Source organism: Vibrio diabolicus, from assembly GCF_011801455.1.
Classification (GTDB): Bacteria; Pseudomonadota; Gammaproteobacteria; order Enterobacterales; family Vibrionaceae; genus Vibrio; species Vibrio diabolicus.
This window is the reverse complement of the sequence record NZ_CP042451.1, coordinates 1,745,776-1,770,570: the sequence shown is the minus strand read 5'-3', so window position 1 is coordinate 1,770,570 and position 24,795 is coordinate 1,745,776. Positions and strand designations below refer to the sequence as shown.

At 43.7% G+C, this 24,795-nt stretch carries 20 protein-coding genes; 16 read left to right on the top strand and 4 right to left on the bottom strand.

The genetic code is table 11. The features are described from left to right. Nucleotides 1-78 precede the first annotated feature (78 nt). Nucleotides 79-1,644: an arylsulfatase gene (locus FR741_RS08535; RefSeq protein WP_012841879.1), complete on the bottom strand. Its 1,566-nt coding sequence runs from the start codon at nucleotides 1,642-1,644 to the stop codon at nucleotides 79-81. A gap of 393 nt (nucleotides 1,645-2,037) precedes the next feature. Between FR741_RS08535 and FR741_RS08530 the strand changes: the two genes are divergently transcribed. Further along, nucleotides 2,038-4,359 carry a multiheme c-type cytochrome gene (locus tag FR741_RS08530; RefSeq protein WP_167426627.1) on the top strand — a complete coding sequence of 774 codons (2,322 nt, stop codon included), beginning with the start codon at nucleotides 2,038-2,040 and terminating at the stop codon, nucleotides 4,357-4,359. Between the two features lie 58 nt (nucleotides 4,360-4,417). On the opposite strand, the gene FR741_RS08525 is transcribed toward FR741_RS08530, so the two are convergent. Then, entirely contained in the window at nucleotides 4,418-5,206 is a 789-nt protein-coding gene (locus FR741_RS08525) for a formylglycine-generating enzyme family protein (protein ID WP_167426626.1), read from the bottom strand. Between the two features lie 177 nt (nucleotides 5,207-5,383). Between FR741_RS08525 and FR741_RS08520 the strand changes: the two genes are divergently transcribed. The 7 genes from FR741_RS08520 to FR741_RS08490 all read left to right on the top strand — a co-directional run bounded on the left by FR741_RS08520 (nucleotide 5,384) and on the right by FR741_RS08490 (nucleotide 13,243). Next, nucleotides 5,384-6,706, top strand: coding sequence for an anaerobic sulfatase maturase (locus tag FR741_RS08520; RefSeq protein WP_167426625.1), 1,323 nt, complete (start codon nucleotides 5,384-5,386; stop codon nucleotides 6,704-6,706). A 40-nt stretch (nucleotides 6,707-6,746) separates the two neighbouring features. Further along, the gene (locus FR741_RS08515) at nucleotides 6,747-7,829 is read left to right on the top strand and encodes a tetratricopeptide repeat protein (protein ID WP_167426624.1); all 1,083 of its coding nucleotides are present in this window, start codon (nucleotides 6,747-6,749) and stop codon (nucleotides 7,827-7,829) included. Nucleotides 7,830-7,988: 159 nt separating this feature from the next. After that, complete coding sequence (locus FR741_RS08510; RefSeq protein WP_167426623.1) at nucleotides 7,989-8,990, top strand: HAD family hydrolase; 1,002 nt, start codon at nucleotides 7,989-7,991, stop codon at nucleotides 8,988-8,990. Between the two features lie 187 nt (nucleotides 8,991-9,177). After that, a complete protein-coding gene (locus FR741_RS08505; RefSeq protein ID WP_167426622.1) occupies nucleotides 9,178-9,951 on the top strand; it encodes a DeoR/GlpR family DNA-binding transcription regulator in 774 nt (257 codons plus the stop codon). 11 nt (nucleotides 9,952-9,962) lie between these two features. Then, nucleotides 9,963-11,003 carry an oxidoreductase gene (locus tag FR741_RS08500; protein ID WP_167426621.1) on the top strand — a complete coding sequence of 347 codons (1,041 nt, stop codon included), beginning with the start codon at nucleotides 9,963-9,965 and terminating at the stop codon, nucleotides 11,001-11,003. After that, nucleotides 11,000-11,476 (top strand): heme-degrading domain-containing protein, encoded by a 477-nt coding sequence (locus tag FR741_RS08495; protein ID WP_048626342.1) that lies wholly within the window; start codon nucleotides 11,000-11,002, stop codon nucleotides 11,474-11,476. The genes FR741_RS08500 and FR741_RS08495 overlap by 4 nt, the downstream gene beginning before the upstream one ends. A gap of 189 nt (nucleotides 11,477-11,665) precedes the next feature. Beyond that, on the top strand, nucleotides 11,666-13,243 hold the full coding sequence (locus FR741_RS08490) for a sensor domain-containing diguanylate cyclase (protein WP_047008725.1): 1,578 nt from the start codon (nucleotides 11,666-11,668) through the stop codon (nucleotides 13,241-13,243). A 51-nt stretch (nucleotides 13,244-13,294) separates the two neighbouring features. On the opposite strand, the gene FR741_RS08485 is transcribed toward FR741_RS08490, so the two are convergent. After that, entirely contained in the window at nucleotides 13,295-13,852 is a 558-nt protein-coding gene (locus tag FR741_RS08485; protein ID WP_012841873.1) for a DUF3750 domain-containing protein, read from the bottom strand. A gap of 481 nt (nucleotides 13,853-14,333) precedes the next feature. Here FR741_RS08485 and FR741_RS08480 point away from each other — a divergent pair, with 481 nt between their 5' ends. The 5 genes from FR741_RS08480 to FR741_RS08460 all read left to right on the top strand — a co-directional run bounded on the left by FR741_RS08480 (nucleotide 14,334) and on the right by FR741_RS08460 (nucleotide 18,668). After that, nucleotides 14,334-14,696 carry a hypothetical protein gene (locus FR741_RS08480; protein ID WP_074191410.1) on the top strand — a complete coding sequence of 121 codons (363 nt, stop codon included), beginning with the start codon at nucleotides 14,334-14,336 and terminating at the stop codon, nucleotides 14,694-14,696. Between the two features lie 35 nt (nucleotides 14,697-14,731). Further along, a complete protein-coding gene (locus FR741_RS08475) occupies nucleotides 14,732-15,208 on the top strand; it encodes a GNAT family N-acetyltransferase (RefSeq protein WP_150918632.1) in 477 nt (158 codons plus the stop codon). Nucleotides 15,209-15,448: 240 nt separating this feature from the next. Then, on the top strand, nucleotides 15,449-16,867 hold the full coding sequence (locus FR741_RS08470) for an SLC13 family permease (RefSeq protein WP_005394158.1): 1,419 nt from the start codon (nucleotides 15,449-15,451) through the stop codon (nucleotides 16,865-16,867). Between the two features lie 3 nt (nucleotides 16,868-16,870). Beyond that, the gene (locus FR741_RS08465; RefSeq protein ID WP_005394159.1) at nucleotides 16,871-18,208 is read left to right on the top strand and encodes a sensor histidine kinase; all 1,338 of its coding nucleotides are present in this window, start codon (nucleotides 16,871-16,873) and stop codon (nucleotides 18,206-18,208) included. Continuing rightward, the gene (locus tag FR741_RS08460; protein ID WP_047008729.1) at nucleotides 18,195-18,668 is read left to right on the top strand and encodes a response regulator; all 474 of its coding nucleotides are present in this window, start codon (nucleotides 18,195-18,197) and stop codon (nucleotides 18,666-18,668) included. The genes FR741_RS08465 and FR741_RS08460 overlap by 14 nt, the downstream gene beginning before the upstream one ends. A 128-nt stretch (nucleotides 18,669-18,796) precedes the next feature. Here the strand turns inward: FR741_RS08460 and FR741_RS08455 are convergent, their stop codons facing one another. Further along, nucleotides 18,797-20,500, bottom strand: a complete 1,704-nt coding sequence (locus tag FR741_RS08455; protein ID WP_167426620.1) for a putative bifunctional diguanylate cyclase/phosphodiesterase — start codon at nucleotides 20,498-20,500, stop codon at nucleotides 18,797-18,799. Between the two features lie 486 nt (nucleotides 20,501-20,986). Here FR741_RS08455 and FR741_RS08450 point away from each other — a divergent pair, with 486 nt between their 5' ends. The 3 genes from FR741_RS08450 (at nucleotide 20,987) to FR741_RS08440 (ending at nucleotide 24,778) form a co-directional block, all read left to right on the top strand. Then, a complete protein-coding gene (locus FR741_RS08450; protein ID WP_109168384.1) occupies nucleotides 20,987-22,204 on the top strand; it encodes an HD-GYP domain-containing protein in 1,218 nt (405 codons plus the stop codon). A 191-nt stretch (nucleotides 22,205-22,395) separates the two neighbouring features. After that, nucleotides 22,396-23,019 (top strand): LysE family translocator, encoded by a 624-nt coding sequence (locus FR741_RS08445; protein WP_109168383.1) that lies wholly within the window; start codon nucleotides 22,396-22,398, stop codon nucleotides 23,017-23,019. 214 nt (nucleotides 23,020-23,233) lie between these two features. After that, nucleotides 23,234-24,778: a YjjI family glycine radical enzyme gene (locus FR741_RS08440; RefSeq protein WP_167426619.1), complete on the top strand. Its 1,545-nt coding sequence runs from the start codon at nucleotides 23,234-23,236 to the stop codon at nucleotides 24,776-24,778. The last annotated feature ends 17 nt before the right edge of the window (nucleotides 24,779-24,795 follow it).

Below are 24,795 nucleotides of genomic sequence, written 5' to 3'. Positions count from 1 at the left end.
TAAGTGTGTCCGTAGAGATACAGATAAGCCAGCAGAACTCTGCTGGCTCAGTAACGCAATCTAGAGTGATTAATTAAATTACTTAACTTTATTCACTTCTTGTTTAAGCATTTCTAACTGCTGCATCTTTTCTTGCATCTGCAAAGAGTCGTAATTTAAAGAAGCAGGGTTCATAGTTGTACCGCGTTGCATTGGGTATTCAGGTAACGTTTTAAAGAAGTCGCCAACAACGTCTTGAATTGGTACAAACAACCACATGTTGTCTGCCATCCAACGTAGGTACATTTGTGACTCGCTAGGACCTTTTTCAAATGGGTCAGCACGTAAGTGAATGATCTTAGGCCAGTTTGGTACAGATCGCACGGCGTCGCTTAGGTTTCCTTCTAGAGTTGCAAAGTGAAGTTTCCAGTCATTCCAGCGTACTGCGTTTAGTTCACCATTTGAGGTGAAGTAGAGCAGAGACTCACGTGGTCCTTTCTCTTCTTTTCCCTCGAAGTATGGCATGAAGTTGTAGCCGTCTATATGGACACGCCAGTCTTTACCATTTGCTTTGTAACCTTCAGCAAGCTTTTCTTTCACGTCAGGAACGCCAGCTGCCGCCAACAATGTTGGCAACCAGTCTTGATGAGCCATCATTTCGTTGATTTTCGTTCCTGGCTTAATGACACCAGGCCAACGCACAAGTTGAGGCACACGCATACCGCCTTCCCAAGTCGTGCCTTTCTCACCGTGGAATGGGGTTGCGCCCCCATCAGGCCAAGTCATGGTCTCCGCTCCATTATCTGTTGTATAAATAACGATGGTGTTGTCAGCAACGCCTAACTCATCGAGTTTGTCGAGCAATACGCCGACTTGATCGTCATGCTCTAACATGCCATCAGCGTAAATGCTAACACCGGATTTGCCTCGGTACTTCTCTTGTAATCGGGTCCACACGTGCATGCGCGTAGAGTTATGCCAGATGAAGAAAGGCTTATCTGCTTTAACAGCTTTCTCCATAAACGATAAAGTGCTTTCGAGGAATTCTTCGTCCGCGTGTTCCATGCGTTTACGCGTCATTGGGCCAGTATCTTCAATCTTACCGTCGGCATAAGATTTAATTACACCACGAGGACCATAGTTTTTACGGAACTCTGGGTCTTTAGGGTAATAGTAGGTTTCGGGCTCTTCTTCTGCATTAAGGTGGTACAAGTTACCAAAGAATTCATCAAAACCATGATTGGTAGGTAGGTGCTTATCTTGATCGCCCAAGTGGTTTTTACCGAACTGAGCTGTCATATAACCTTGGTCTTTTAGTAAGTCAGCAATAGTTGGTGCCCAATCTGGAATCCCATGGTCGGAACCCGGCATACCAATCGTCAGCAAGCCAGTGCGAAATGGTTCTTCGCCAGTAATGAATGCTGCTCGACCGGCAGTACAAGATTGTTGGCCGTAATGGTCTGTAAACAAAGCCCCTTCGTTCGCGATACGATCGATGTTAGGGGTTTTGTAACGCATCATACCTTGGTTATATGCGCTGATGTTCCAGTAACCGACATCGTCACCGAAAATTGCAAGTATGTTGGGTTTGTCTGCCGCCATCGCTGCGCTGGACGTTGCTAACAGCCCGACGCCTACTGCGATTTTTCTCAATTGGTTTGCCATAAAAAACTCCAGGTGGTTGAGAGTAACGAGAAGCACAAGTAAACCTTGTGCTTAGGTGCTGCATAAGTTAATGATGTGTATAGAAAAATCCTCTTATACTCTTTATAACCATAAGTTATTGAGGGTATTTAACTATTTGTTTCTAAATAAAAATACTTGTCATTCTGATGATTTGGGGAGGTTTTAAAAATAGAGATGGGTCACTAATGAACACCAGAGCAGGTTGCTGGTGAGACGAATAAAGTTTCAGCAAAAACACCGAGATACTCCCTAATCGGGGGACGAAGAATGGAGCACTCATTTTGAAGGCCTTTCACTTCTAATTATTTGTATAACCAAGGGGTTAGCGACTATATTGATTCAAGTTGCACCATCTAAATACTAAGGATAGTTATGAGTCAGTGGGCAGGTCGGTTTCGGTGTCTATTTCTGGGTATCGTCATGGTGAGTGGTTCGTTTTTTTCCCAGGCATCAGTGATAGAGAGTCCCCAAAATACTACGAAGCTTGGGTTGGAATATGTCGGCACGCAAACGTGCGCGGAATGTCACCAACAAGAGGTGGAGGCTTGGAAGGGCTCTCATCACGATATGGCAATGAAACATGCAAACTCAGAATCTGTTCAAGGTGATTTTGATAACCGCACAGTGACGCATGATGGGCAACCCAACCGTTTTTTTAGACAAGGCGAGGAGTATTGGGTCAATATTCAAGGCCCTGATGGTCAATGGCATGATTATAAAATTAGCTACACATTTGGCTGGAAACCGTTACAGCAATATATGGTGGAGTTTGAAGACGGTCGTGTACAGCTCATTCCTTTTGCGTGGGATTCAAGGACGAAATCGGAAGGTGGTCAGCGCTGGTTTCACCTTTATCCAGAGACAACAACGACAGATGAGTTTTACTGGACTAACACTGGGCAAAATTGGAATTTCATGTGTGCAGACTGTCATTCGACCAATGTAAAGAAGAACTATGACGCAATCAAAAATACCTACAACACGTCTTGGTCCGAGATCAATGTTGGTTGTGAAGCGTGTCATGGCCCTGCAAGTGGACACATCGAGTTGGCGAAAAAGTCCGCATCTACAGGAGGCTCTTTCGATACAGATAGTCACTATGGTTTTGACCGAAATTTATCTAAAGCGGTAACCGAGTGGGTATTTGAGAAGGGCCACAGAACGTTACAACCAAAAGCAATCGCAGAAACAAATCAAGTTCAGACGTGCGCACAATGTCACAGCCGTCGAACGCAGTTAAATGAGACAGGTGATCACATTCAAGGCTCATTTTTCGATAAATATCGGTTAAGCCTGATCACTCCAGAACTCTACTACCACGATGGCCAAATTTACGATGAAGACTATGTTTACGGTTCATTTCTTCAGTCTGAAATGGCTGAAAAAGGCGTAACATGCACCAATTGCCACGATCCTCATTCGGCAAAACTAAACATCCCAGAAGAGGCGGTATGTTCACAATGTCATATTGCGTCAGAATATACCCCAGAAAACCACACCTTCCATGAAGCGGGATCCAAAGCGTCACAATGTACGACTTGTCACATGCCAGAAACGACTTATATGCAAGTCGATCCTCGTAGAGACCACAGTTGGCACGTACCTAGACCTGACTTGAGTAAACACATCGACACGCCCAATGTATGTACGTCTTGTCATGAGGATAAGAGTAACCAGTGGGCGGATGCGCAGATAGCCGAATGGTTTCCTCACTCTCAATACCGCAATCAACAACACTTTGCTGTCGCGTTTTATGCCGATGTAATTGGGCACAAAGGGGCGGCGAATGCTCTGGCTTACTCTGCTCAGGATTCATCATTAAAAGACATCATACGAGCTTCTGCATTAGAGCGAACGGGCGGTAATACTGACCAAAATACGACAGTTTCGCTCGCAAGGGCCGTTAAAAATGAGAATGAAATGATTAGACTCGGCGCAGTCGCGGGCTCGTCTGGTTATGAGTTTCATGATCGATGGCGAATTTTAGAACCACTGCTGGATGATCCCGTACTTTCAGTGAGGGCGGAGGCGGCTTCGGTATTAGTGACCAGCTATGCACAAATGACGCCGTTACAAAAAGATAGTATTCAACCACCGCTTGAAGTGTACATGGACATTCAAAAGTTTAACGCCGATCGTGGTTTCGGCAGAACCAATTTGGCAAATGTATACCGCAGCTTAGGCGAAATCGATAAGGCAATTGCGTTATACCAAGAAGCGATAAGTATCGAGCCTTATTTCGAAAATAGTTACGTGAATTTATCGGACCTGTATAGACGCCTTGGGAAAGAAAAAGCTGCGCTCTCGGTGTTACAACAAGGGATGAAAGCTCAGCCTAAATCCAGCTCATTACCTTACAGTGCCGGTCTTTCTTTGTTACGCCAAGGCAAGGAAGATGAGGCCAAAGCTCTACTTAAACATGCCGCAGAACTAGGAAAGACTAACGCTCACTACTGGTATGTTTATGGTCTAGCTTTAGAAAAAAGTGACGTTCTGGAAGCCAGTAAGGCATTGCAGACTGCGTTTAAAGTTGGTGGGAACCCTCAACATTTATATGCTCAATGCGAAGTTCTAGCGAGAAATCATAAAAAAGGTGCTGTCGCTTTTGCTTTCGATAGGTGTCTAAAAGAGCTGAGTAATTATGCTCCTAAGCAGGCTATTGATCAGCTGAAAGCATCTATTGCGAATCTGTAGAGATTAAACACCAATAGTAAAAAGTGGAGCCTTTATCGCGCCACTTTCTCTACTTAGTTTAGTCTACGTCTTTCGCTAGTCTAAGGCCCATGTCAGACATAATGACGGATTGGCTGGCAAAATCGCGGCGATAGTTTTCAGATTCGTCTGCGCCATAAGCAAAGCTGCCGCCACGTACAGACTTGTGTGCAAGGCTTTCTTTTTCCTCTTTTGCGTTTACCGGATTATCACTGGGCGCTGTTTTGTAATAACCTTCGTCAAAAGCATCAATCACAAACTCGCCTACGTTACCTGTCATATCGTACAACCCGAGCTCGTTTGGTTGCTTTTGACCTACCTTATGAGCCTTATTGTGCGAGTTATTCGCATACCAAGCCACATCGTCAATATTGTTTGATCCAGAAAAAGTGAAGCCTTTACTTAAAATTCCGCCTTTAGCGGCAAACTCCCATTCAGCTTCTGTTGGTAGACGGTAATGCTCTCCCGTTTTTTCATTCAATTTCTGAATGAAATAATTGGCTTGTTGCCAACTAATATTATTGACGGGTGTATTTGGATCTCGAAAGTAGCTCAGAGAGGAGCCAGTGACAGCTTCAAAGACCGATTGAGTTACCTCGAATTTTGACAAATAGAATCCATCAACGTTAACAGTGCGAGCTGGGCGCTCTGACTTTTTGGCTGATGGATTATCTGCGCCCATCGTAAACTGCCCACCTTCGACAAGAACCATATCTTGATCGATTTTCTGAGCGAGAGAGTGTGGTGGGGTTGTTGCACACCCATTAATTATCAGCGTGACCGACATGGTTGAGACAAAGGAAATAATCTTACTTTTGGGATGCTTCATTCGGCGACTCCGTCAACGACTTTGGTCAGAAAGTCTAGCAAGCAAAACCATAACAAACGGTTATACACACTATAACAAGCGCCGAGAATAATTGAACATTATCATAACCCTAGGCGATTAACTCGATGATTAGGTTTGACATCATTGGGGACAGGTTAGCAACTAAGAAGGTGATGAATGCACATAACTCAAGGGCCGCAGTTCAACGGAAAAGCATCTAAGCGTTTACATGTGATGGCAAAGCCCATTGGTGCTGCCTGCAACATCGATTGCACTTATTGTTATTACTTAAGCAAACAAGATTTGTTGGAATATAAGCAAGGGAGCTCGCCAATAATGGATGACGAAACCTTAGAGAGCTATATCCGCCAATATATAGAAGGGCAGAACACACCTGAAATTATCTTCTCTTGGCAAGGTGGAGAGCCAACCATGCTGGGGTTGGATTACTTCAAAAGAATTGTTGAATTACAAGATAAATACCGCCCTCATGGTATTACGATTTCCAACGATCTTCAGACCAATGGCACGCTTCTTAATGATGAGTGGTGCGAGTTTCTAAAAGCGAACCACTTTCTTGTCGGTTTAAGCATCGATGGTCCTGAGATGATGCACAACGCTTACCGAACAAATCGAGCGGGAAGAGGCACATTTAAACAAGTGATGAACGCCGTTGAGCTATTGCATAAGCATGAAGTGAAGTTTGCAACGCTCACGTGTGTGAACAACTTGACCAGCCGTAACCCATTGGAAGTGTATCGCTTCTTACGAGATGAAGTACGTTCCCCTCAAATGCAGTTTATTCCGATTGTTGAGCAGAAAACTTTCAGAACAACAGCGCCACAAACTTGGAAGCTCAATGAGCAACTAATGCAAGGTGATAAACGTCTGATTCCCGGCCACAAGGATTCAGTTGTCGAGCCATTTTGTGTGGCGGATGAAGCATGGGGTAACTTCCTTATCGCGATATTCAATGAGTGGGTCGTGCATGATATTGGTAACGTTTTTGTACAGTATTTTGAAGCGAGTTTGGAAACATGGATGGGAAGAAAAAACCCACTATGCACGCTAGGTGAAATCTGTGGCAAAGGTTTAGCAATGGAACCAAACGGTGATGTCTTTGCGTGTGACCACTATGTTTACCCGGAATACAAGATCGGAAATATTCACCGCGAAAAACTCGATACTCTCGCTTATAGCCCTGACCAGCAGAAATTTGGGTTTGCTAAAAGTCGTACACTGCCTCAGCAGTGTGTTAATTGCGATTATCAGTTTGCATGTTTTGGAGAATGCCCTAAAAACCGCTTTATTCGCACCAGAGAAGGTGAACCCGGCCTTAACTATCTATGTGCAGGTTGGAAGAAGTTTTTTGCGCATGTCGACAAATCAATGGCGTACATTTTACGAGCGATGGGCAACCCTGTGGTACACGGCAAATACAGTGATAAGGCTTTGCACCTGAAAGCGTCTAATCGACCTGTTTTTGACACTAAGTTCTAAGATTCAACTGGTCCAGTTTTATAAAAGTAAGGTCTCATCAATGCAAAAGATAACGCGTTTTACGAAGTCACTTTTAACGTTCACGCTGAGTGTAGCGTTAAGCCAAGGCGCTTGGGCTCAAGATAAACCTCCGCTCAATTCAGATAGAGTTTCACCCGTTGAGATAGCATCTCAAGAAGAACCAATGACGCTAGCACAGCAAATCGAAAAATTGTCTTATGATGCACAAAACAAGAAGTTGTCTTCAGAAAAGCGTATTGATGCTTTACGTGAACTAGCCAACTACCCCAGCCAAAACGCTTTGGTTGCCGTCGCTCGTGGTTTGAAAGATGCAGATGCTGGAATTCGTGAAGCAGCAATTGTAGGAGCTCAACCCTATATGATAGAGCATCGCTGGCGTCTGGTTTCCCCGTTGCTAAGTGATGACGATGCAATGGTTCGAATTACCGCAGCGATAAACTTGGTTCGAGATTATGCCAGTTTAAGTTCGGAGCAGCAACAGTCACTTGAAGGCGCGGTGACTGATTTAACATCCTACTTGTCGCAGAAAACTGACAACGTTTCTAGATTACTCCTTGCCGATGTATATCGTTGGCATCGAGAATGGGACAAAGCGGCATTGATTTATCCAGAGCTAACTAAACTGATGCCAAGTAACCCGCAAGTCTGGTTAAGCTATGCGGACAATTTTCGAGCGCAACAAAAAGATCGACAAGCTATCCAAGTACTTGATGAAGCAATCACACTTTTTCCTCATAACGCTGCTTTGCATTACTCGAAGTCATTGGCGCTAGTAAGACTTGGTGAGAAGCATGATGCCGCTAGCGAAATTGAAAAGGCCGCTAACATGGCAAAGAACAACAGTTATTTTTGGTACTTAAATGGTGTTCTGCAAGAAGAGTTAGATCTTAAAAAATCTGTGGACGCTTTTGAAAAAGCTTATTTGATCTCTGGCGCTCCGGAGCAGCTTTATGCAGTGTGTGATATCTACATTCGGTACGATAACCCCAAGTCTGAACAGTGTTTAGCGGAACTTAAGAAAGTGGCTCCGGATTACGTGATTGATGAGCTTAATCAGAAAAAGGGACGTCAAAGTACTTCAGAGCAGGTTGACGCCAGCTAACTCAACATTTTATCAGTAAGCTTCTTTAATTAAAGCGTGTTTCTAGTTACAAGGTCACTTTCTGGTGTCGTTGCATATGTTGCTCTGAATTGCGCTTGTTAATCGTGAACTATACTTTCATTTGGATTTGCATCCCGTACCTCAATATAAGGAATTAAAATGGCTATAAAGTTAAAGGTGATTGTCCTTGCGACAAGTTTTGCTCTGTCTAGCTATAGCATTGCTGCTGATGTGCAAGATCCTCTGCCGTCATGGAACAACACCGGTGCGAAGCAAGCTATTATGGCGTTTGTTACTAAAACGACGACTCAAGGCTCGGACGCTTATATTCCTGAAAGCCAAAGGATCGCTACGTTTGATAATGACGGGACGCTGTGGGCAGAAAAACCCGTTTATCTACAGCTGTTTTTTGCGATCGATAAAGTGAAAGAGATGGCCTCTGAGCATCCTGATTGGAAAACAACAGAACCTTTTGCTTCGGCAATAAAAGGTGACTTGGAGGGGGTTGGCAAGCAAGGCCTTGAAGGTGTGATGAAGCTTGTTATGGCGACTCACTCCGGAATGTCGACTGATCAGTTCCATCAAGAAGTGAAGGAGTGGATGAAAACGGCCGTGCATCCTACGACGGGAAAGCCATACACTGAAATGGTTTATCAACCGATGCTTGAGTTACTCGACTACTTGAGAGCAAATGACTACCAGACCTATATAATTTCTGGAGGTGGCATTGATTTCATGCGTGTTTGGGCACCAGAAGTGTACGGGATCCCAACGCAAAATATCGTTGGGACGACATTAAAAGCGGAGTATCAGGTTGTTGATGGAAAGCCAACGATTCAACGCTTGCCAGAAATTGATTTTGTGAATGATAAAGCGGTGAAGCCTGTCACGATTCAGAACTTCATTGGTAAGCGCCCGGTGATGGCATTTGGTAATTCTGACGGTGACTTACAAATGTTAGAGTGGACTAAAGCGGGGTCTGGCCCACGATTTTCAGCGGTTATCCATCACACGGATGACAAGCGTGAATGGGCGTATGATAAAGACTCTCACGTGGGGAAATTAGACAAATCATTTAAAGTGGGTGAAGAGCAAGGTTGGTTGTTTGTCGATATGAAACAAGATTGGAATCAAGTTTTTAAAGAAGCCATGAAAAAGTAGCGACCCAGCCAACGCAAACATTACACCAAAAATTTTTTGATAGGGGGTGATGAGCAAAACGCTCTTCATCTCCTCAACTTAACAATTCTGTTTGGTATCAGCATAAGCAAATATTGCGTGCGTCCGTATTGGTTATTTGATTGCTGTGTGGCATCATTGCTTAAAACCACTTAAGTGAATTTAAGTAATGACGCAAGAAGAGCGATTGATAGAGCTCAGAGCCAAGCTAGAGCTACAAAACAAAATAACGTTATCGGAAGTTTGCGAGTATTTTGGCATCTCGCGAGATTCAGCGCGTCGAGATTTAGTTAAGTTGAGCCAACTACCGGGATTACAAAGAATCCGAGGTGGCGTCATGCTTGCCCCGATATCTTCCTCTACAGAGGCGTACTCCAGTCGAGCAATTAGCGACACTAAACATCGCCTCGCTCAAGCGGCCGCTAAGCTTTTGGATGAGCGTGACCACCTTGTTATTGATACCAGCACTATCTTATCTCTGCTCCCACTTTACGTAGAAAAAGCACGCTGTGAAGAAGATAAGCTCAACGTGGTCACCAACAGTATTGACGTACTAATCGCTGCTGAAAAAAGTGAATCAATGGACGTCCATTTCTTAGGTGGACACTTTGACCCCTACGCCAGAGCGATCTTGGGTGCACAAGCAGAACAGCAAATGAAGCAATATCATGTGAATAAGGCGTTTATTGGTGTGTGCGCGTTGTCATCCCGAGGGTTGACGACAAATAATGAGCTAGAAGCAACCATGAAACAAACCATGATAGAGCAAGCTCAACAAGTCATTGTCGTTTGTGAATCCCGCAAAATTGGAAGCGACAATTTTCACCATGTATGTGATTTGTCAAAGATCGACATCGTTATTACCGATCATGCTCCTCAATCAGATTTTCAACAACTTCTCGACCACAATGATATTGAATGTATTGTTGTTTCACCGAAATAAGGAATCTTAGTATGGCTTACGATCCCGTAAAGACCGCCGTGATTGGTTACGGATATTCAGCAAAAACTTTCCACTTACCCTTCATTAAAGCACTGCCAAACTTGACGTTGAGCGCAATAAGTTCTCGTCAACAGGAAGCGGTCCAAAATGATTGGCCAGATGCTCAGTGGTTTGCTGATGCCAATACTTTACTCGATGACAGTGACGCTGAGCTTGTGATCATCACTGCGCCAAATGACGTGCACTACGAGCTCGCAAAGCGCGCGTTGAACAATGGGAAACATGTCATTGTCGAAAAGCCGTTTGTAACGCGCATAGAAGATGGGAATGAGTTGATCGCCTTAGCAGAAGAAAAAGGATTGGTTCTGAGCGTTTTTCATAATAGGCGTTGGGATGGCGACTTTCTTACCGTTAAATCTCTTATCGAACAAGGTAAGTTAGGTGATGTGAGGCTGTTTGAGTCGCACTTTGATCGCTACCGTCCTGAAGTTCGTCAACGCTGGCGAGAGCAGGCTCAAGATGGCGGTGGTATTTTATTCGATCTTGCTCCCCATCTTCTCGATCAGGCCTTGGTGTTATTTGGTTTGCCAGATGCGATAGACGCACAGTGTCGAATGATGCGTCCGGGCGCGACCACGATTGATTACTACAACTTAGTGCTTCATTACCCAGACCATATTGTGCATTTACATTCAAACTTATACAGCCCAGAACCAAACCTGCGTTATAAAGTATTGGGTACTGAGGCTAAATATGAAAAATACGGATTAGATCCTCAAGAAGGTTACTTAAAAGAAGGCCGATTACCGGAGAACGATGCTTGGTCAGAAGAGGACGAGGCGTTATACGGTGTCCGCTACGACGAAGACGGTGCGCAAACTATCAAAACGGAGAGAGGTGCGTATCAAGCTTATTTTGTTGGTGTGGCGGACGCAATTCGCCTGGGTACTGATAACCCGGTTCCTGCCGTTCAAGCAATACAGAATATCGCTCTGATTGAGATGGCATTGGAAAGCAGTAAAACGGGTAAAACGATTCAGGTGAAATCATGAGCTTAACGCTTGAGCTCGTCGCTCAACAAGAGCATGAGCTTCAATTGAAAGAGTTTAACCACCAAGTAGCGTGGTCTATTGGTTTAGCTTTAAAAGAAGCGGCGGAAGCCTGTGACGCGGCTGTGGCTATTGAGGTCTACGGTTTTGGACAAACGCTATTTCAATACGCGATGACAGGAACGTGCGCTGACCATTTGGATTGGGTTCGTAGAAAGCGAAATTCAGTATTGAGATATGGTCACAGCTCTTACTACCTCTCGCTGTACAATAAGCAAAAGCAGCGTGATTTTGAAAATCAGCCACATCTCGATGCGCGTGAGTATTGTGCTCATGGTGGCGCGTTCCCAATTCGAATCATGGGTTCTGGTTTAATTGGGGTTGTGACGGTATCGGGTTTACCGCAGTTAGATGATCATCAGCTTGTTGTCGATGTATTAAAGACAATGGTAATGACCAGCACAGAGCTTGCTTAAAGTTGTGCGATATTACAGTGGCACGGCATTTATTTTGTGTCACTGAATTCTCTTATTAGCTCATTTTGCGTCCTATTATGTGAGAAAATATTTAATATTGCTCCCAACTTCCTACCTGAAAATTAAATCGATTTCATATAACCTATACGCTCATTCATACAAAAAGCCATCGAAGCTGGCAGTTGGCAAATGTCCTTTAGAAGAAAAGAAAAACTTAATCTTAGAAACCTTATTGTAATCCTGTGTGTTTTCAGTGTGCTTGTCACTTTGATCAATGCGTTTTATTCGATCTATCGAGTGCAACGAGATCTCATCATCAATAACACGTTAGAGTCCAACCGCGTTTATGCGCAAAAAATGTCAGAAATGACTGACTCTTTCATAGAAAGCTCAATGTCGCAGCTAAAATACAGTGCGAACTTGCTAAAAGATAAGATGCACGATGCTCAGTTTCTTGACGAAGAGGCGGAGAGGCTGAGAAAGCAAACCAAATCATTCAACTCTGTGGTTGTCGTTAATGCGAAAGGCGTCATTATTTCTGTCTCACCAGAGACACTTCAGGTGAAAGGTGTAAAGCTCGTTGGTGAAAGAAAACGTCAATCTTTAAATGCTCAAGCGCCCGTTGTCACTGAGCCATTCATCTCACCCGCAGGTAATTATCTGTTAACGATCTCATACCCTATATTTTCTCAGTCCAATGAATATTTAGGCTATATCGGCGGTACTATCTATTTAGAGAAGGACAATATTCTTGCGGAATTACTTAGCCAGCATGCTTACAAAGATGGCTCTTTCCTTTACGTTGTGGACGAAAGCAATACGCTGATCTACCACCCAGATAAATCGCGGGTTGGCGAAGTGATCAACGATAATATGGCAATTAACGCCGTGACAATGGGTCAGCGTGGTAACAAAGAAATTGTGAACTCTCGCGGTGTTGAAATGCTTGCAGGGTACGCACCAGTTGAATCATCAGGGTGGGGAATTGTCGCTCAGCGCCCGAAATCAATGACGTTAATGGTGCTAGATGAGCAGATGTGGAGTGTATTTTTCAAATCGATTCCAATTGGTTTATTAACTCTGCTGTTAATCTGGTTCTTCTCTCTACTTATTTCAAGACCATTATGGCAATTGGCTGGCGCTGTTCGAGGAGTAGAAGAGCACTCCTCATCCATCGATGATTTGAAGCTGGTTAAGTCTTGGTATTTTGAGGCTTCACATTTGAAGCTCAGTTTTCTCAAAGCGTTTGGTATCGTTTCAAAAACCATTGATAAGCTGCAATTGGATACGCTAACAGACGCGATGACTGGGTTGTTAAATCGACGCGGCTTAGACAAAGTTCTAGGCTTGTTTAAGCAGGAAAACACCGCTTTTTCTATTTTAGCTTTGGATATTGATCACTTTAAGAGCGTCAATGATAACTATGGTCATGATGTGGGTGACAATCTACTCAAAGAATTCGCTCAGTTGATGAAAGAGCAAGCCCGAGCGAATGATCATCTTTGCCGTTCCGGTGGGGAAGAGTTCATGATGTTCCTTGAAGCGACGGATGTTCATCACGCGGTTGATGTCGCAGAGCGGATTAGGCATAACGTAGAAAAACACGATTTCCTGGTCGTTGGTAAGGTAACGGTATCACTTGGAGTTTCTCACTGGAAAGGCAACGATATGCCAATTGAAGCGGTAATGAAAGACGCTGACAACGCTCTGTATAAAGCAAAGCGCAACGGAAGAAACAGAACCGAGTTAGGTGAAGACGCACAATAGGTATAGTGCTATGCGCTGAACGTAAAACGCGCCAGTTACCAAGCTTTTGTTTTACTCGTTGGCGTAGCCGCTACCAATTGCTCTAAATGGCAAGTCGAGTTCTAACTCCGGAATTTGCTTGCCCACCCAAGCCGGGAATGTATTGCTATTTGGTCCTGGAAACAACGTGTATTCTTCAGCCCAAGGGTATTGGTTGATAACGCTTTGTATTTTGGGGATAAGTTTATCGGCTTTTTCACCTTGTATTGAGAGTATTTTTTCTGGCTTCGCACCATACCAGTAGCGATCTGGTGTGCCCGTTTGGTATTGATACAGAGCGGGTTGTCCACGATTCACGCGCCACCCGACCACTTCATACACGGTATATTCGTTCGCATTTTCAGGCTTTATCGCAAACCAAGTGTGCACCGCAAACCAGCCTCGCCAACCAAATGCATCTGCGGCATAAAACTCAATTACGGCATGTTTCACATTGGAAGGGTCAGGCGCGATACCGGCAGGTTCTCTGCTTGCGGTACGCCAATCTCCTTGAGTGCATCCACCCATCAAAGCTGCGATTGATATCAAGCCAACTTTTAATAGATGAGTAAAACTGAGAGAGTTTTTCATTGATCGCTCCTAGACCAACTGATGTTGGAAATGCTTTATTGATTTTAGCTATAAAATAGGTGCAAGCCTTATTGTTAAAACTTCCCTTCGTTAAAAAGAAGGGAAGGCTAGTGCCACAATATCGGATCATACGTGATAATGAGATGAGTAGATTTGTAACATGTGGCATAGAAAATATTGTCTTTCTCTATTAACTCGCTTAGTTGCGTATGAAAAAGTAAGAGCTTGTACGTATATTGCTTACATTGTTTATTACTTTTAAATTCAATAAAAACAATTGCTTGGGTGTTGTTTGGAGTGATTAAGTAGGCTGGCTTATCCTCAGCTGCATTGTGATTTTCCCATTTTTAGCGGAATTTCATCGTACATCCTTTTACTGTATTTAGAGACTTGCGTACACCTGTGGCACAATGGGCGATTATTGAAGGAGTGCTGTTTGGTAATGCAAATGGCAGAAAAATAATTAGAAATTGAATAACCAATGTTTAAATCAAAAAGTATACTTGCATTATGCATGTTCGCATTTGGCTGTTTTGCCAATCAAGATAGTGAACCAACGTCCATTGTACTGAACTATGGTGACTCTTCACTCAGCGCTGATATTCAAGCAAATCGAAAATTTCATGTGGTTCAAGATAATGAAAGTGAACATGTGGAGTTTTCTGGAGGAGTCACGAAGGAATATTCCGATTACATTGTGAATATACATATCATCAGAAAAAGCAAAATACGCAGATCAAGTCGAGAGCTAAATACCACCGTATTGATGAACAGCGATCAGCTTGAAAAGCCTTTAGTGGTTGGTATTGAAAATGATGAGTTCACCAGTATTACTTTGCGTTAATACTTGGTATTTATCGAATAGGAATGGTTGAATCGATGCTCTCAATACGTCGCTATCGCACAGAGGATGCTCCAATATTGTGGACACTTTTTTACCACACTGTACGAGTCATTAATCGTCGCGATTATACCGAATCACAAGTTTCAGCTTGGGCCCCATCAGACTTTGATCTCAATTCATGGCAACGCACAATGGATGCTATTCAACCCTATATCGCGGAAATAGAAGGGCAGATCGTTGGCTATTGTGATTTGCAAAGTGACGGCTTGATTGACCATTTCTTTTGTCACCATGAATATCAAGGCCAAGGTATTGGTCGTGATTTGATGTCTTTTCTATTTTCACAGGCGAAAGTAAAGGGGATAGAGCGACTGTACTCTGAAGTGAGTATCACTGCCCGACCTTTCTACGAGAAAATGGGGTTCACAGTTAAGGTTCAGCAACGTGCTGAAGTTAGGGGAGAAACCTTAACTAACTTTATGATGGAAAAGTATATTTCACTGAAATCGTGAGCATTTAGTGAGCTTGAACACAGATATAAAATGTTTTCCAATGTGAAAACAAGTTCATTGATCTCGCACCAAAGTTTTGTTTGAAAACAGTGTGCATAATCTTCTCTGGAACAAGCCATTACTGCATTTTTCGTCTCTGAAGGCTTAGTCAGAGCCTAAAAGCTTCGGTATTGCGGTGGGTAATGACGTTCCAAACGCTAAATGTGTCTGGCTAACCATCTCAGGAAGAGAAGTAGTACTATGCGCCCTTATCTCAAATACATTATTCCAACATTGATACCATTGCTTATTTGGTTAATGCCCCTCTCTGCATTCCCATTTGATGGCATTACTATCGTCCAGCAGAGAGTGATCGCAATCTTCTTGCTTGCTGCACTCTGTTGGGTGTTTGAACCCATTCCAATCTACGCCACTTCGGTCGTTATCATTGTGCTCGAACTATTGCTTGTTTCGAATAAAAGCATCGTACTTTTTCGTTTGCAAGAAGGGCAGCCACATTTTGGTGAGCTGTTGCAATATAACGAGATAATGGCGACTTTCGCTAGCCCGATTATTATGCTGTTCCTCGGTGGGTTCTTCTTAGCTATGGCGGCGACAAAGTACAGGCTGGATGTCAACTTAGCACGCGTGTTGCTAAAACCATTTGGGCAAAACCCAAAGTTCGTTATGTTGGGTTTGATGTTGATCACCGCTGTCTTTTCCATGTTTATGTCAAACACCGCAACAACAGCGATGATGTTGTCGATTCTAACCCCTGTGATTGCGGTATTTGGACCTAAAGATCCCGGTCGAATTGCGTTTGCCTTGTGTATTCCTGTTGCCGCCAACATTGGTGGTATTGGTACACCAATCGGCACGCCCCCGAATGCTATCGCGCTGAAATATTTGGTTGGTGACAACTTAATTACCTTTGGTGAATGGATGGTATTTGGCGTGCCATTCGTCATTGTAATGATGGCACTAGCGTGGTTTCTGATTGGCTTTTTGTATAAAGCCGAGCAAACCACCATCGATCTGAATATTAAGAGCAAGTTTTTGAAAACACCAAAAGCGATGATTGTCTATGTCACCTTCGCAGGTACGATTATTCTTTGGTTGATGGGTTCAGCACATGGAATGAACTCTTACACAGTGGCATTAATTCCGGTCGCGGTATTCTCATTGACGGGCATTATCAACAAGGAAGATTTGAAGAAAATTTCTTGGGACGTGCTTTGGTTGGTGTCAGGTGGTATCGCTCTGGGTCTTGCTCTGGATAAAACAGGGCTTGCGAAGCTGGTGGTACACAGTATTCCGTTTGATCAGTTCTCGCCATATGTGGTCTTGTTTGGTGCGGCTTTCTTGTGCTTGTTAATGGCAAACTTTATGTCGCATACGGCTACTGCAAACTTACTTATGCCGATTATGGCTGCGCTAGGTACCTCGATGACTTCGTTAACGCCATTGGGTGGAGAAGTGACGCTGATCTTAGTCGTGACATTTGCCGCTTCACTCGGTATGTCGTTACCAATCAGTACGCCACCAAACGCGTTAGCTCATGCTACTGGGCATGTCGAAAGCAGCCAAATGGCTCGTATCGGTGCAGTGCTGGGCGTGATTGGTGTATTACTTAGTTTTGTTATGGTTTGGATTTTACATACCGTTGGGCATATTGGGTAACCCATGTACGAAACGAAACTAGATGCGTTAGTACAACGCTATTTTAACCATCTTGAACGCCGATTAACGGTTTTATCCGGATCGGTGCTGATCGAGCAAGCTGGCTACAACGATCGGTTGTACTACGTGCTTTCAGGAGAGTTGGCTGGCTATTATGCGGAAGACGACAAGAAGCCAATTCAGGTATTTTCTGCGTCTCAAGGTGCGTTTATTGGCGTACATAGTTTCTTTTCTGGTACATGGACAGCCTCTTCGACAGTGATTGCTCAAACCGATGTTGAACTGGCTTGGATACAGCGTGATACGCCCGCGGTGGAAGAGGCGACATACGGACCATTGACGACACAATTTATGCCTGTGATGGTGAACGAATTATCTCGGCGTCAACGGCGTGCAATGCAAGAGGCCTTAGCTAAAGAAAAAGCGTTGCAAAAGCTTCATACTGCAGAGCAAATGACAACGTTAGGGCAGCTTGCCGCGGGTATTGCTCATGAGTTGAACAATGCTATTGGTGTGGTAAGCAGTAAATCTGAGCGACTCGAGTCGGTCATCATGGAATTGCTTGAAGAAGTTCATCCGGAAGCGAGTCAGTTTTTTGATTTTGGTTTGATGCAAGGACAGAAAGTCTCTTCCAGCGAAGCGAGAAAGCGGGGGCGTCACTTCGAAAAATATTACGGCTTACCCAAGGATCTCGCGCGTGATCTCGCTCGTGCCGTTCCAAATAATTTCCTGTCGGAGCATTGGTTAAAAAGACCCGAAGAAGCGATACGTTTCTGGCAAATGGGGCGAGACCTTCATGATTTGCGTATTGCCTCTAAACATACTGTTGGCATTGTACGTTCAGTGAAACAATTGGGGCGTACGGATATCGACTTGGATGAAGCTTTTAATATTAATGACTCAATCAATCGAGCGCTGGCCCTATTGCAAAGTGACTTAAGACGCGTGAGCGTACGTTTTAGCCCAGCGGAGTTGCCGGACTTTGTCGGCTCTCAAACCGAACTCGTCCAAGTTTGGGTCAATATTTTAAAGAATGCGTGTGATGCACTTGGTCAAACCGAAGATCCGGGGATCGAAATACATACTCGAGAGAGTAAGGGGAAAATTTTGGTCACGATTGCTAACAACGGACCAGAAATCGATGAAGCGACACGCAGAAAAATTTTCCGGCCAAACTTCACCACTAAAAAGGGTGGGTTGTCGTTTGGTTTAGGATTAGGGCTGTCGATTGTGAAACGCATTATCGCCGGATATAACGGCTCTATTGTGGTAAAGAGCGACAGTGAAAAAACAATTTTTAGAATCAAGTTACCAGTAGAGGGTGAACATGGAGAAGCTTAATGTAATTTGCGTTGATGACCAACGAGAGGTATTAAGCGCGGTTCTACAAGATTTAGAGCCGTTACATCAGTGGTTGAATATCGAAGACTGCGAATCCGCAGGTGAGGTTCTAGAACTGATGGATGAGCTTGATGCAGAAGGCGAGATGATCGCATTAATAATTTCCGATCATGTCATGCCAGGTAAAACAGGAGTGGAACTACTGACAGAGGTATCACAAGACAGTCGTTTTGTTCGTACACGTAAAGTGCTTCTGACGGGGCAGGCGACGCACACGGATACCATTAATGCGATTAACTCCGCAGGTATTGATCGCTACTTTGAGAAGCCATGGCAAGCGAGCCAATTGATTGAGTGCGTTAGAAACTTGGTGACTCAATATATCTTTGATATGGGCTTAGATTACACTCAATATCACGAACACTTAGATCAGAGTGTTGTTTTTGAGCGCCTACGTTAATCAAGGCTCTCTAAGGTTGTTTTCGTCACGGCCAGTTAGTGTCTGAAATTTACTGCGAGTAGTTCAGCATGCTTAACGTGGCCGTGCGGAATATCGTTAATTCTGGGATTATTTCGCCGAAGAACGGTTTAGCTCAATGAATAGCGACTGGCACTGGCAACAGAGAGTGGTTTAGAGAACCAATAACCTTGCAAATAATCGACGCCCATCTCGGAAAAGAAGTCACACATTTTTGCGTCTTCGATGCCTTCTATCACCACTTCAATATTATTTTCCTGACACATAGTGATAAGAAACTTCAAATACTCTTGAGAAGAGCGATTGGTCAGTGTCTTCCATGCCATCGACTTATCAATTTTGATTTGTGTCATCGGCAAGTCGAAGAAGCTATTTAATGAACTGTAACCAGAGCCAAAGTCATCGAGCGAGAGTGCAAAACCTAACTCCCTCAGCGTGCTTAGGGGAGCAATGGCCGTCTGGTTATTATCCAAAATAAACGTTTCTGTCAGTTCCAAAACAATGGACTCGGGGTCAACGCCTGCTTCATCCGCCATGGCTTTAATTCGCGTAGGGAATTCGCTGTTCATCAACTGAAGTACAGAAACGTTCACGTTAACACGAACTTGGTTTTGGTAACGTTCACGGTAGTTTTTGATGAATTCACACGCTTTGGCAAATACTTGATATCCCAGTTCGACGATCAATCCTTTGTTCTCTGCTACAGGGATAAACTCGTCGGGATAAATTTCGCCAAACTCTTTGCTACGCCAGCGCACTAGTGATTCGAAGCTCACCACTTTTGAGCTTTTGGCGTCAATAATTGGCTGGAACTTAACACTTAATGTCTGTTTTTCTAGCGCACTTTTAAGACCTTGCTCAATAAAGAAGTAGCGATCAACGGCATGCTGCGTCTTCTCACTGTAGACCGCGACGCGGTCTCTATTTTGTTCGCTCGCGTACTGACAAGTTCTTGCCGCTTTACGTAAAATTTCCTCTGCGGAGTGACTAGGGTCAATACAAGGATACAAACCAATGCTAATGTTGCTACCTAGGTATTGGCCTTCTTCAATCACCGCTTCATGGTAGGTTTGTTTTAAACTTTCAGCGTAACTCTGTAGCGCTTCTATTGAGCACTCATCGTGAATCAAAATCGCAAAGTCATCATCATGCACGCGATACACCGAGCTGTTTGGAGAGGGCAAGTGACTGAGAGTTTGTAGCAACTTCTCTACTAACCCATCGACCAGTTCACTGCCATATTGATTCAAGTAAGATTTGATGTCTTCGATCTGAATATAACAAATAGACGCGCAAGAATCGGTGGTACGTACACTGTCCTCGATATCCAGCAAGAGATGGGCGCGGTTAGCCATGCCTGACGCGTTGTCATGAAATGCAACTTGATGGATGTAACTTTCCATCAGCTTACGCTCAGAAATATCGCGATGGCTGCCAACCATGTAATGGCCATGTTCTGTTTCTTTGGTCATGGCTACGCCTTCTATCCAGACGTATTGTCCATTGGGTTTACGCACTCGGTAAGTGGTTGTAACCCTCTTATTGTTGGTCGTGATGTGCGCATCGACCCTTGTGGACAGCCCTTCTCGATCAAGAGGATGAACAAGCTCTAACCACTGCTCTAAACTGATTCGGCCAGCGTTAATACCGAGCTGTTCATAGAAGCCTTTGTTGTAAAATACCATGGTACCAAACTCATCCATGTAGAAGAGGCCTTCGTTAAATACGTCGAAGATATGAATGAATCGTTCTTCAACGATTTTCAGGAACTCTCGGTCACTATCTGAGGCTTGTTGGTCAAATATGGTGGTCAAGATATTTCCTCCTCGAGCGTGTTAGCATCAGAGATGAGTGTGTGGGGGTGATAACATAGAGTTGATCTGTTGGCGTACATTACAATCACAAAAGTATCAGTTCAAATTGTTTGGCTATCATTTTATGCGCTACTAGGTTAATAACATACTAAGATTAGGCGGCTAATCATCGACATTTATAAAAAATAGTCAACAGTAAAAATCATTTATAAAATACAGTTATTGATGCTGTCCGCAATCTATAAATATTTATGAATAATTATCCTCAAGTTATTTTAAGACGTGTCGGTTAGAGGTTCTGCTCTTGAGTGTCATATCTGTATATTTGCTAGGCTAAAGACCATAATAACAAAAAGGGCTTAGTGATCGCGATGGGTTATTAATTGACAGGATGCTCATTAATAGTAATCAATTCTAATTTATTATCACGCCAATTAATCAAATCTCTTATAATACTGCCGTTAATATCGAGTAAGCTTTCTTTTTATGCAGTACGATCCAAAAAATTCAATTAAAATTGCGCTCGCTGATGTCGGCGTTGGTATGTTTGTTACCGCGATAGAGCACAACAAGCGCGTAAATTTAGCCAATGCAGGGCGGATATCTAGCCCAGAGGGCATTAAGAAGCTTACCGCGAGCGGCGTGAAGTATGTTTGGGTAGATCAAACATTATCTTCTCAGAAGTGTGTCTTTAAGCCTGTGGATGAATCCATTGTTGCCGTAGAAGAAGAGCGAGAGCCCAAGCCCTCTGACTTTTCGAAGGTTCAACGCGCTTATCGCTCGAGAGATGTTCAACATAAACGAGCCAAAAAGCTAATTGCGGAAGCAAAAGATCTGGCGCAGAAACTATTGAATCAAACTTTTGAAGGCAAAATCATTGAAGTTGATGAGGTAGAAGCTTGGGCCGATGATGTCATTGAAAGCGTTTTTATCGACTCAGATGCGTTGCAATGTGTTTCTGCACTCCGAAAAAAAGACTCCTACTTGTTGGAACACTCCGTCAATGTGGCTTGCCTTTTAGTGTCATTTGGTAAGTACTTGGGGTTAGATAAGCAGACATTAAAGCAGCTCGCTATTGGTGGCATCATTCATGATGTAGGTAAAATTAAAGTTGATGACAAGATTTTGCATAAACCAGCAAAGCTAACACCTGAAGAGTTTGAACACATGAAGCTACATCAAGTGTTCGCTGGTGAGATTATTCTCCATGTAAAGGGCCTTAGTGATGTGAGTCGCGATGTCTGTTTGATGCATCATGAGAAGTTAGATGGCAATGGCTACCCTAGAGGCTTGAAGGGCGATGAGATTCCGATTCACGGCCGCATGAGTTGTATTGTTGATATTTACGATGCGTTGACGGCCGATCGCTGCTACAAAAAAGGCATGAGCTCAGCAGAAGCGTTTAAAATCTTGTTGAGTTTAACGCCATTTCATTTAGATGCAGACCTAGTCTACAAGTTCATTAATTGCGTTGGGATGTACCCAGTGGGCTCTATTGTTGAGTTGAGTGATGGGCGTGTTGGTATTGTTTGGTCCTCAAATGACTCTCAAGCTTTAAAGCCAGAAGTGAAGTGTTTTTACTCACGCAAATATCAGCGTTATATCGATGTGGCGATGGTCGATTTGAAAAATAGCCTACACAAAATAGAAAGAGCAGTCGCTCCGTCATCGTTAGAAATCGATCCCAAGCCTTTTTATGATTAAGAAAAATAAACATGCTTTACAACCTTGCATGCAGAGCGTATTTTTATTGCATAACTATCTATTAATGGTTTCTAAATTATGTAGGGACTAGGTGGTTATTAAAGAATCGAGTTTCATGGATGGAAACCGAGTTAGGAATATCTCAATAAAGATTGAGGTATAACCCTCTACTTTTTGCGGAAGGGATGCCAATGCAAATTGATACATGGATTTTTTACACCCTGGCCATTTTGGTGCTTACTGCATCGCCTGGACCAAGCTCATTGCTGTGTTTAAGTAAAGGTGTGAGTAGTGGGTTTCGTATTGCCCTCATGACTGCGCTAGGCAGTTTATCAGCGATCACTATTATACTAACGCTTTCTTTTACCGGGTTAGGAGTTGTGATTGCCTCATCTGAGCTGGTCTTCAATATCATCAAATGGTGTGGTGCCGCTTATTTAATTTGGTTAGGCATTCAAGCGCTGCGCTCTTCTCAAACGGATTTTAACAAAACGGCAGCCGTCCAAAGCTCCTCGAATGCGCTCAGCGCGTTCACCAGTGGTTTTATTGTTGGCGCTAGTAACCCGAAAGCGATTGTCTTTTTTACCGCTTTGTTTCCTCAGTTCATTGATCCCTCTGCGCCTTTGTTGGCTCAATACGCGATTTTTGCATCTACATTTGTGGTGTTTGAGCTAAGTTGGCTAACATTTTATGCATTATTAGGTGTAAAAGCTTCAGGCTGGCTGTTTGTCGCTGGAAGAGCCAAGTTGTTCAATCGCCTGACTGGCGGAGTATTTATTAGCGCGGGCGTCATGTTGTCGACGGCAAACCGATGAGAAAGCGCGTGTTCGGTGCATGGTTGGATTATTTCAATAGCGTAAGTTGCAATAACCTAATTTAGCGTTAGCTTATTTCCATTATGGAAATAGACGTTTTGTTTATTTTCATTAGTGGCAACAGGTAAGCCGGAGTAAAATCACGTTACTCTTTAGGGGTAGAATCCATGTTTTATCTTGTGGGTTTGTGGTTACTTTTTCAGGGACATCTCAGATGAAAAGCCTTTCTGAACTACAACAACGTTTTCTAGACATTGCGACTGATGTTCGTCTTTCTCCAAAACAAAAGTCGAACTTTTTGGCCTTGGAGGCGGAAGCATGTATTCCTTACATGTCGATTTCCCCATCGCTAAGACAAGCTATGGATGAAGGAATCATCTGTGATATGTTTGAAGGCCATGCACCTTTCAAACCACGCTATGTGCTGCCTGATTACGCTAAGTTCCTATCGCAAGGCTCTGAGTATCTAGAGTTGCTTCCAGCTGACGATTTCGATGATGCGCTGAATATGCTCACCATCATTTACCATCATGTTCCATCGGTAACGAATATTCCGGTGTATTTAGGTCAGTTGGATGATGTCTTGCTGCCTTACATAGGCGACCTAACAGAGAATCAAATTTACAAAAAGTTAAAACATTTTTGGATCATGTTGGATCGCACATTGCCAGATGCGTTTATGCACGTGAATGTCGGACCGACAGACAACATTATTTGTCGCACTATTTTAAAAGTGGACGCCGAGCTCAAGCAGATTGCGCCAAATCTTACTTTTATGTACGACGAGTCGGTCACGCCTGATGATTTACTTCGTCAAGCGACGCAGAATATTTGCGAGTGTAGTAAGCCTCATATTGCCAATTACCCTGTGCACTCGAAAGCCTACAGCGGTTCACGTTTTGGTATTGTAAGTTGCTACAATTCACTGCCACTGGCTGGTGGTTCAAACACGCTGGTGCGAATGAACCTAAAAGAAGTCGCAGAACGAGCATCGGATTGTAACGACTTCTTAAACAGTGTTTTACCTCTATACCATCAATTAATGGTTGAGTTGATGGACGCTAGAAGTACGCACTTGCATGAAAAGTCCAATTTCTTTCAAGGATTTTTGACGCAAGAAGGGTTGATTGAAGAGTCCCGTTTCGCACCAATGTATGGCATTTATGGTATGGCAGAAGCGGTGAATCTTCTGTTCGAAAAAGAAGGCCAAACGGGGCAGTACGGAAAAGATGAACGTGCGAATGCCTTTGCTCATGATGTTTCAGCCACACTGGCGAAACTAGTGGAGTCAACCTCAGTGAAATATGGTTTGGATGGCAAAGCGCTCTTACATGCTCAAGGTGGTATTAGCTTAGATCTTGGCGTTACGCCAGGTGTGCGTCTTCCTTATGGCACGGAGCCAGACCCTGTCACTTATGTACAAGCAACAGCTGAGCATCACCAGTATTATCGAGCAGGTATCAGCGATATTTTGACGATTGATGAAACGGTGAAATCAAACCCAGAAGCGATGTTCAATTTGTGCAAAGGGGCGTTAAATGCTGGTTATCGTGAGTTTACCGCGAATGTGGCCTCAAATGATTTGATTCGCGTTACGGGATACATGGTTAAACTTTCTGATATCGCAAAATATGATGCAGAAGGTTCGAGAACCAATACGACGTTTCTGGGAGCAGAGGCGGCAAAAAATACTGGGATTTTAGATCGCTCACCACGTGTGGTGAGTCATGAAATGACACCGACCTACACGCAGGCGTAAAGGTCGGTTTAGGAAAG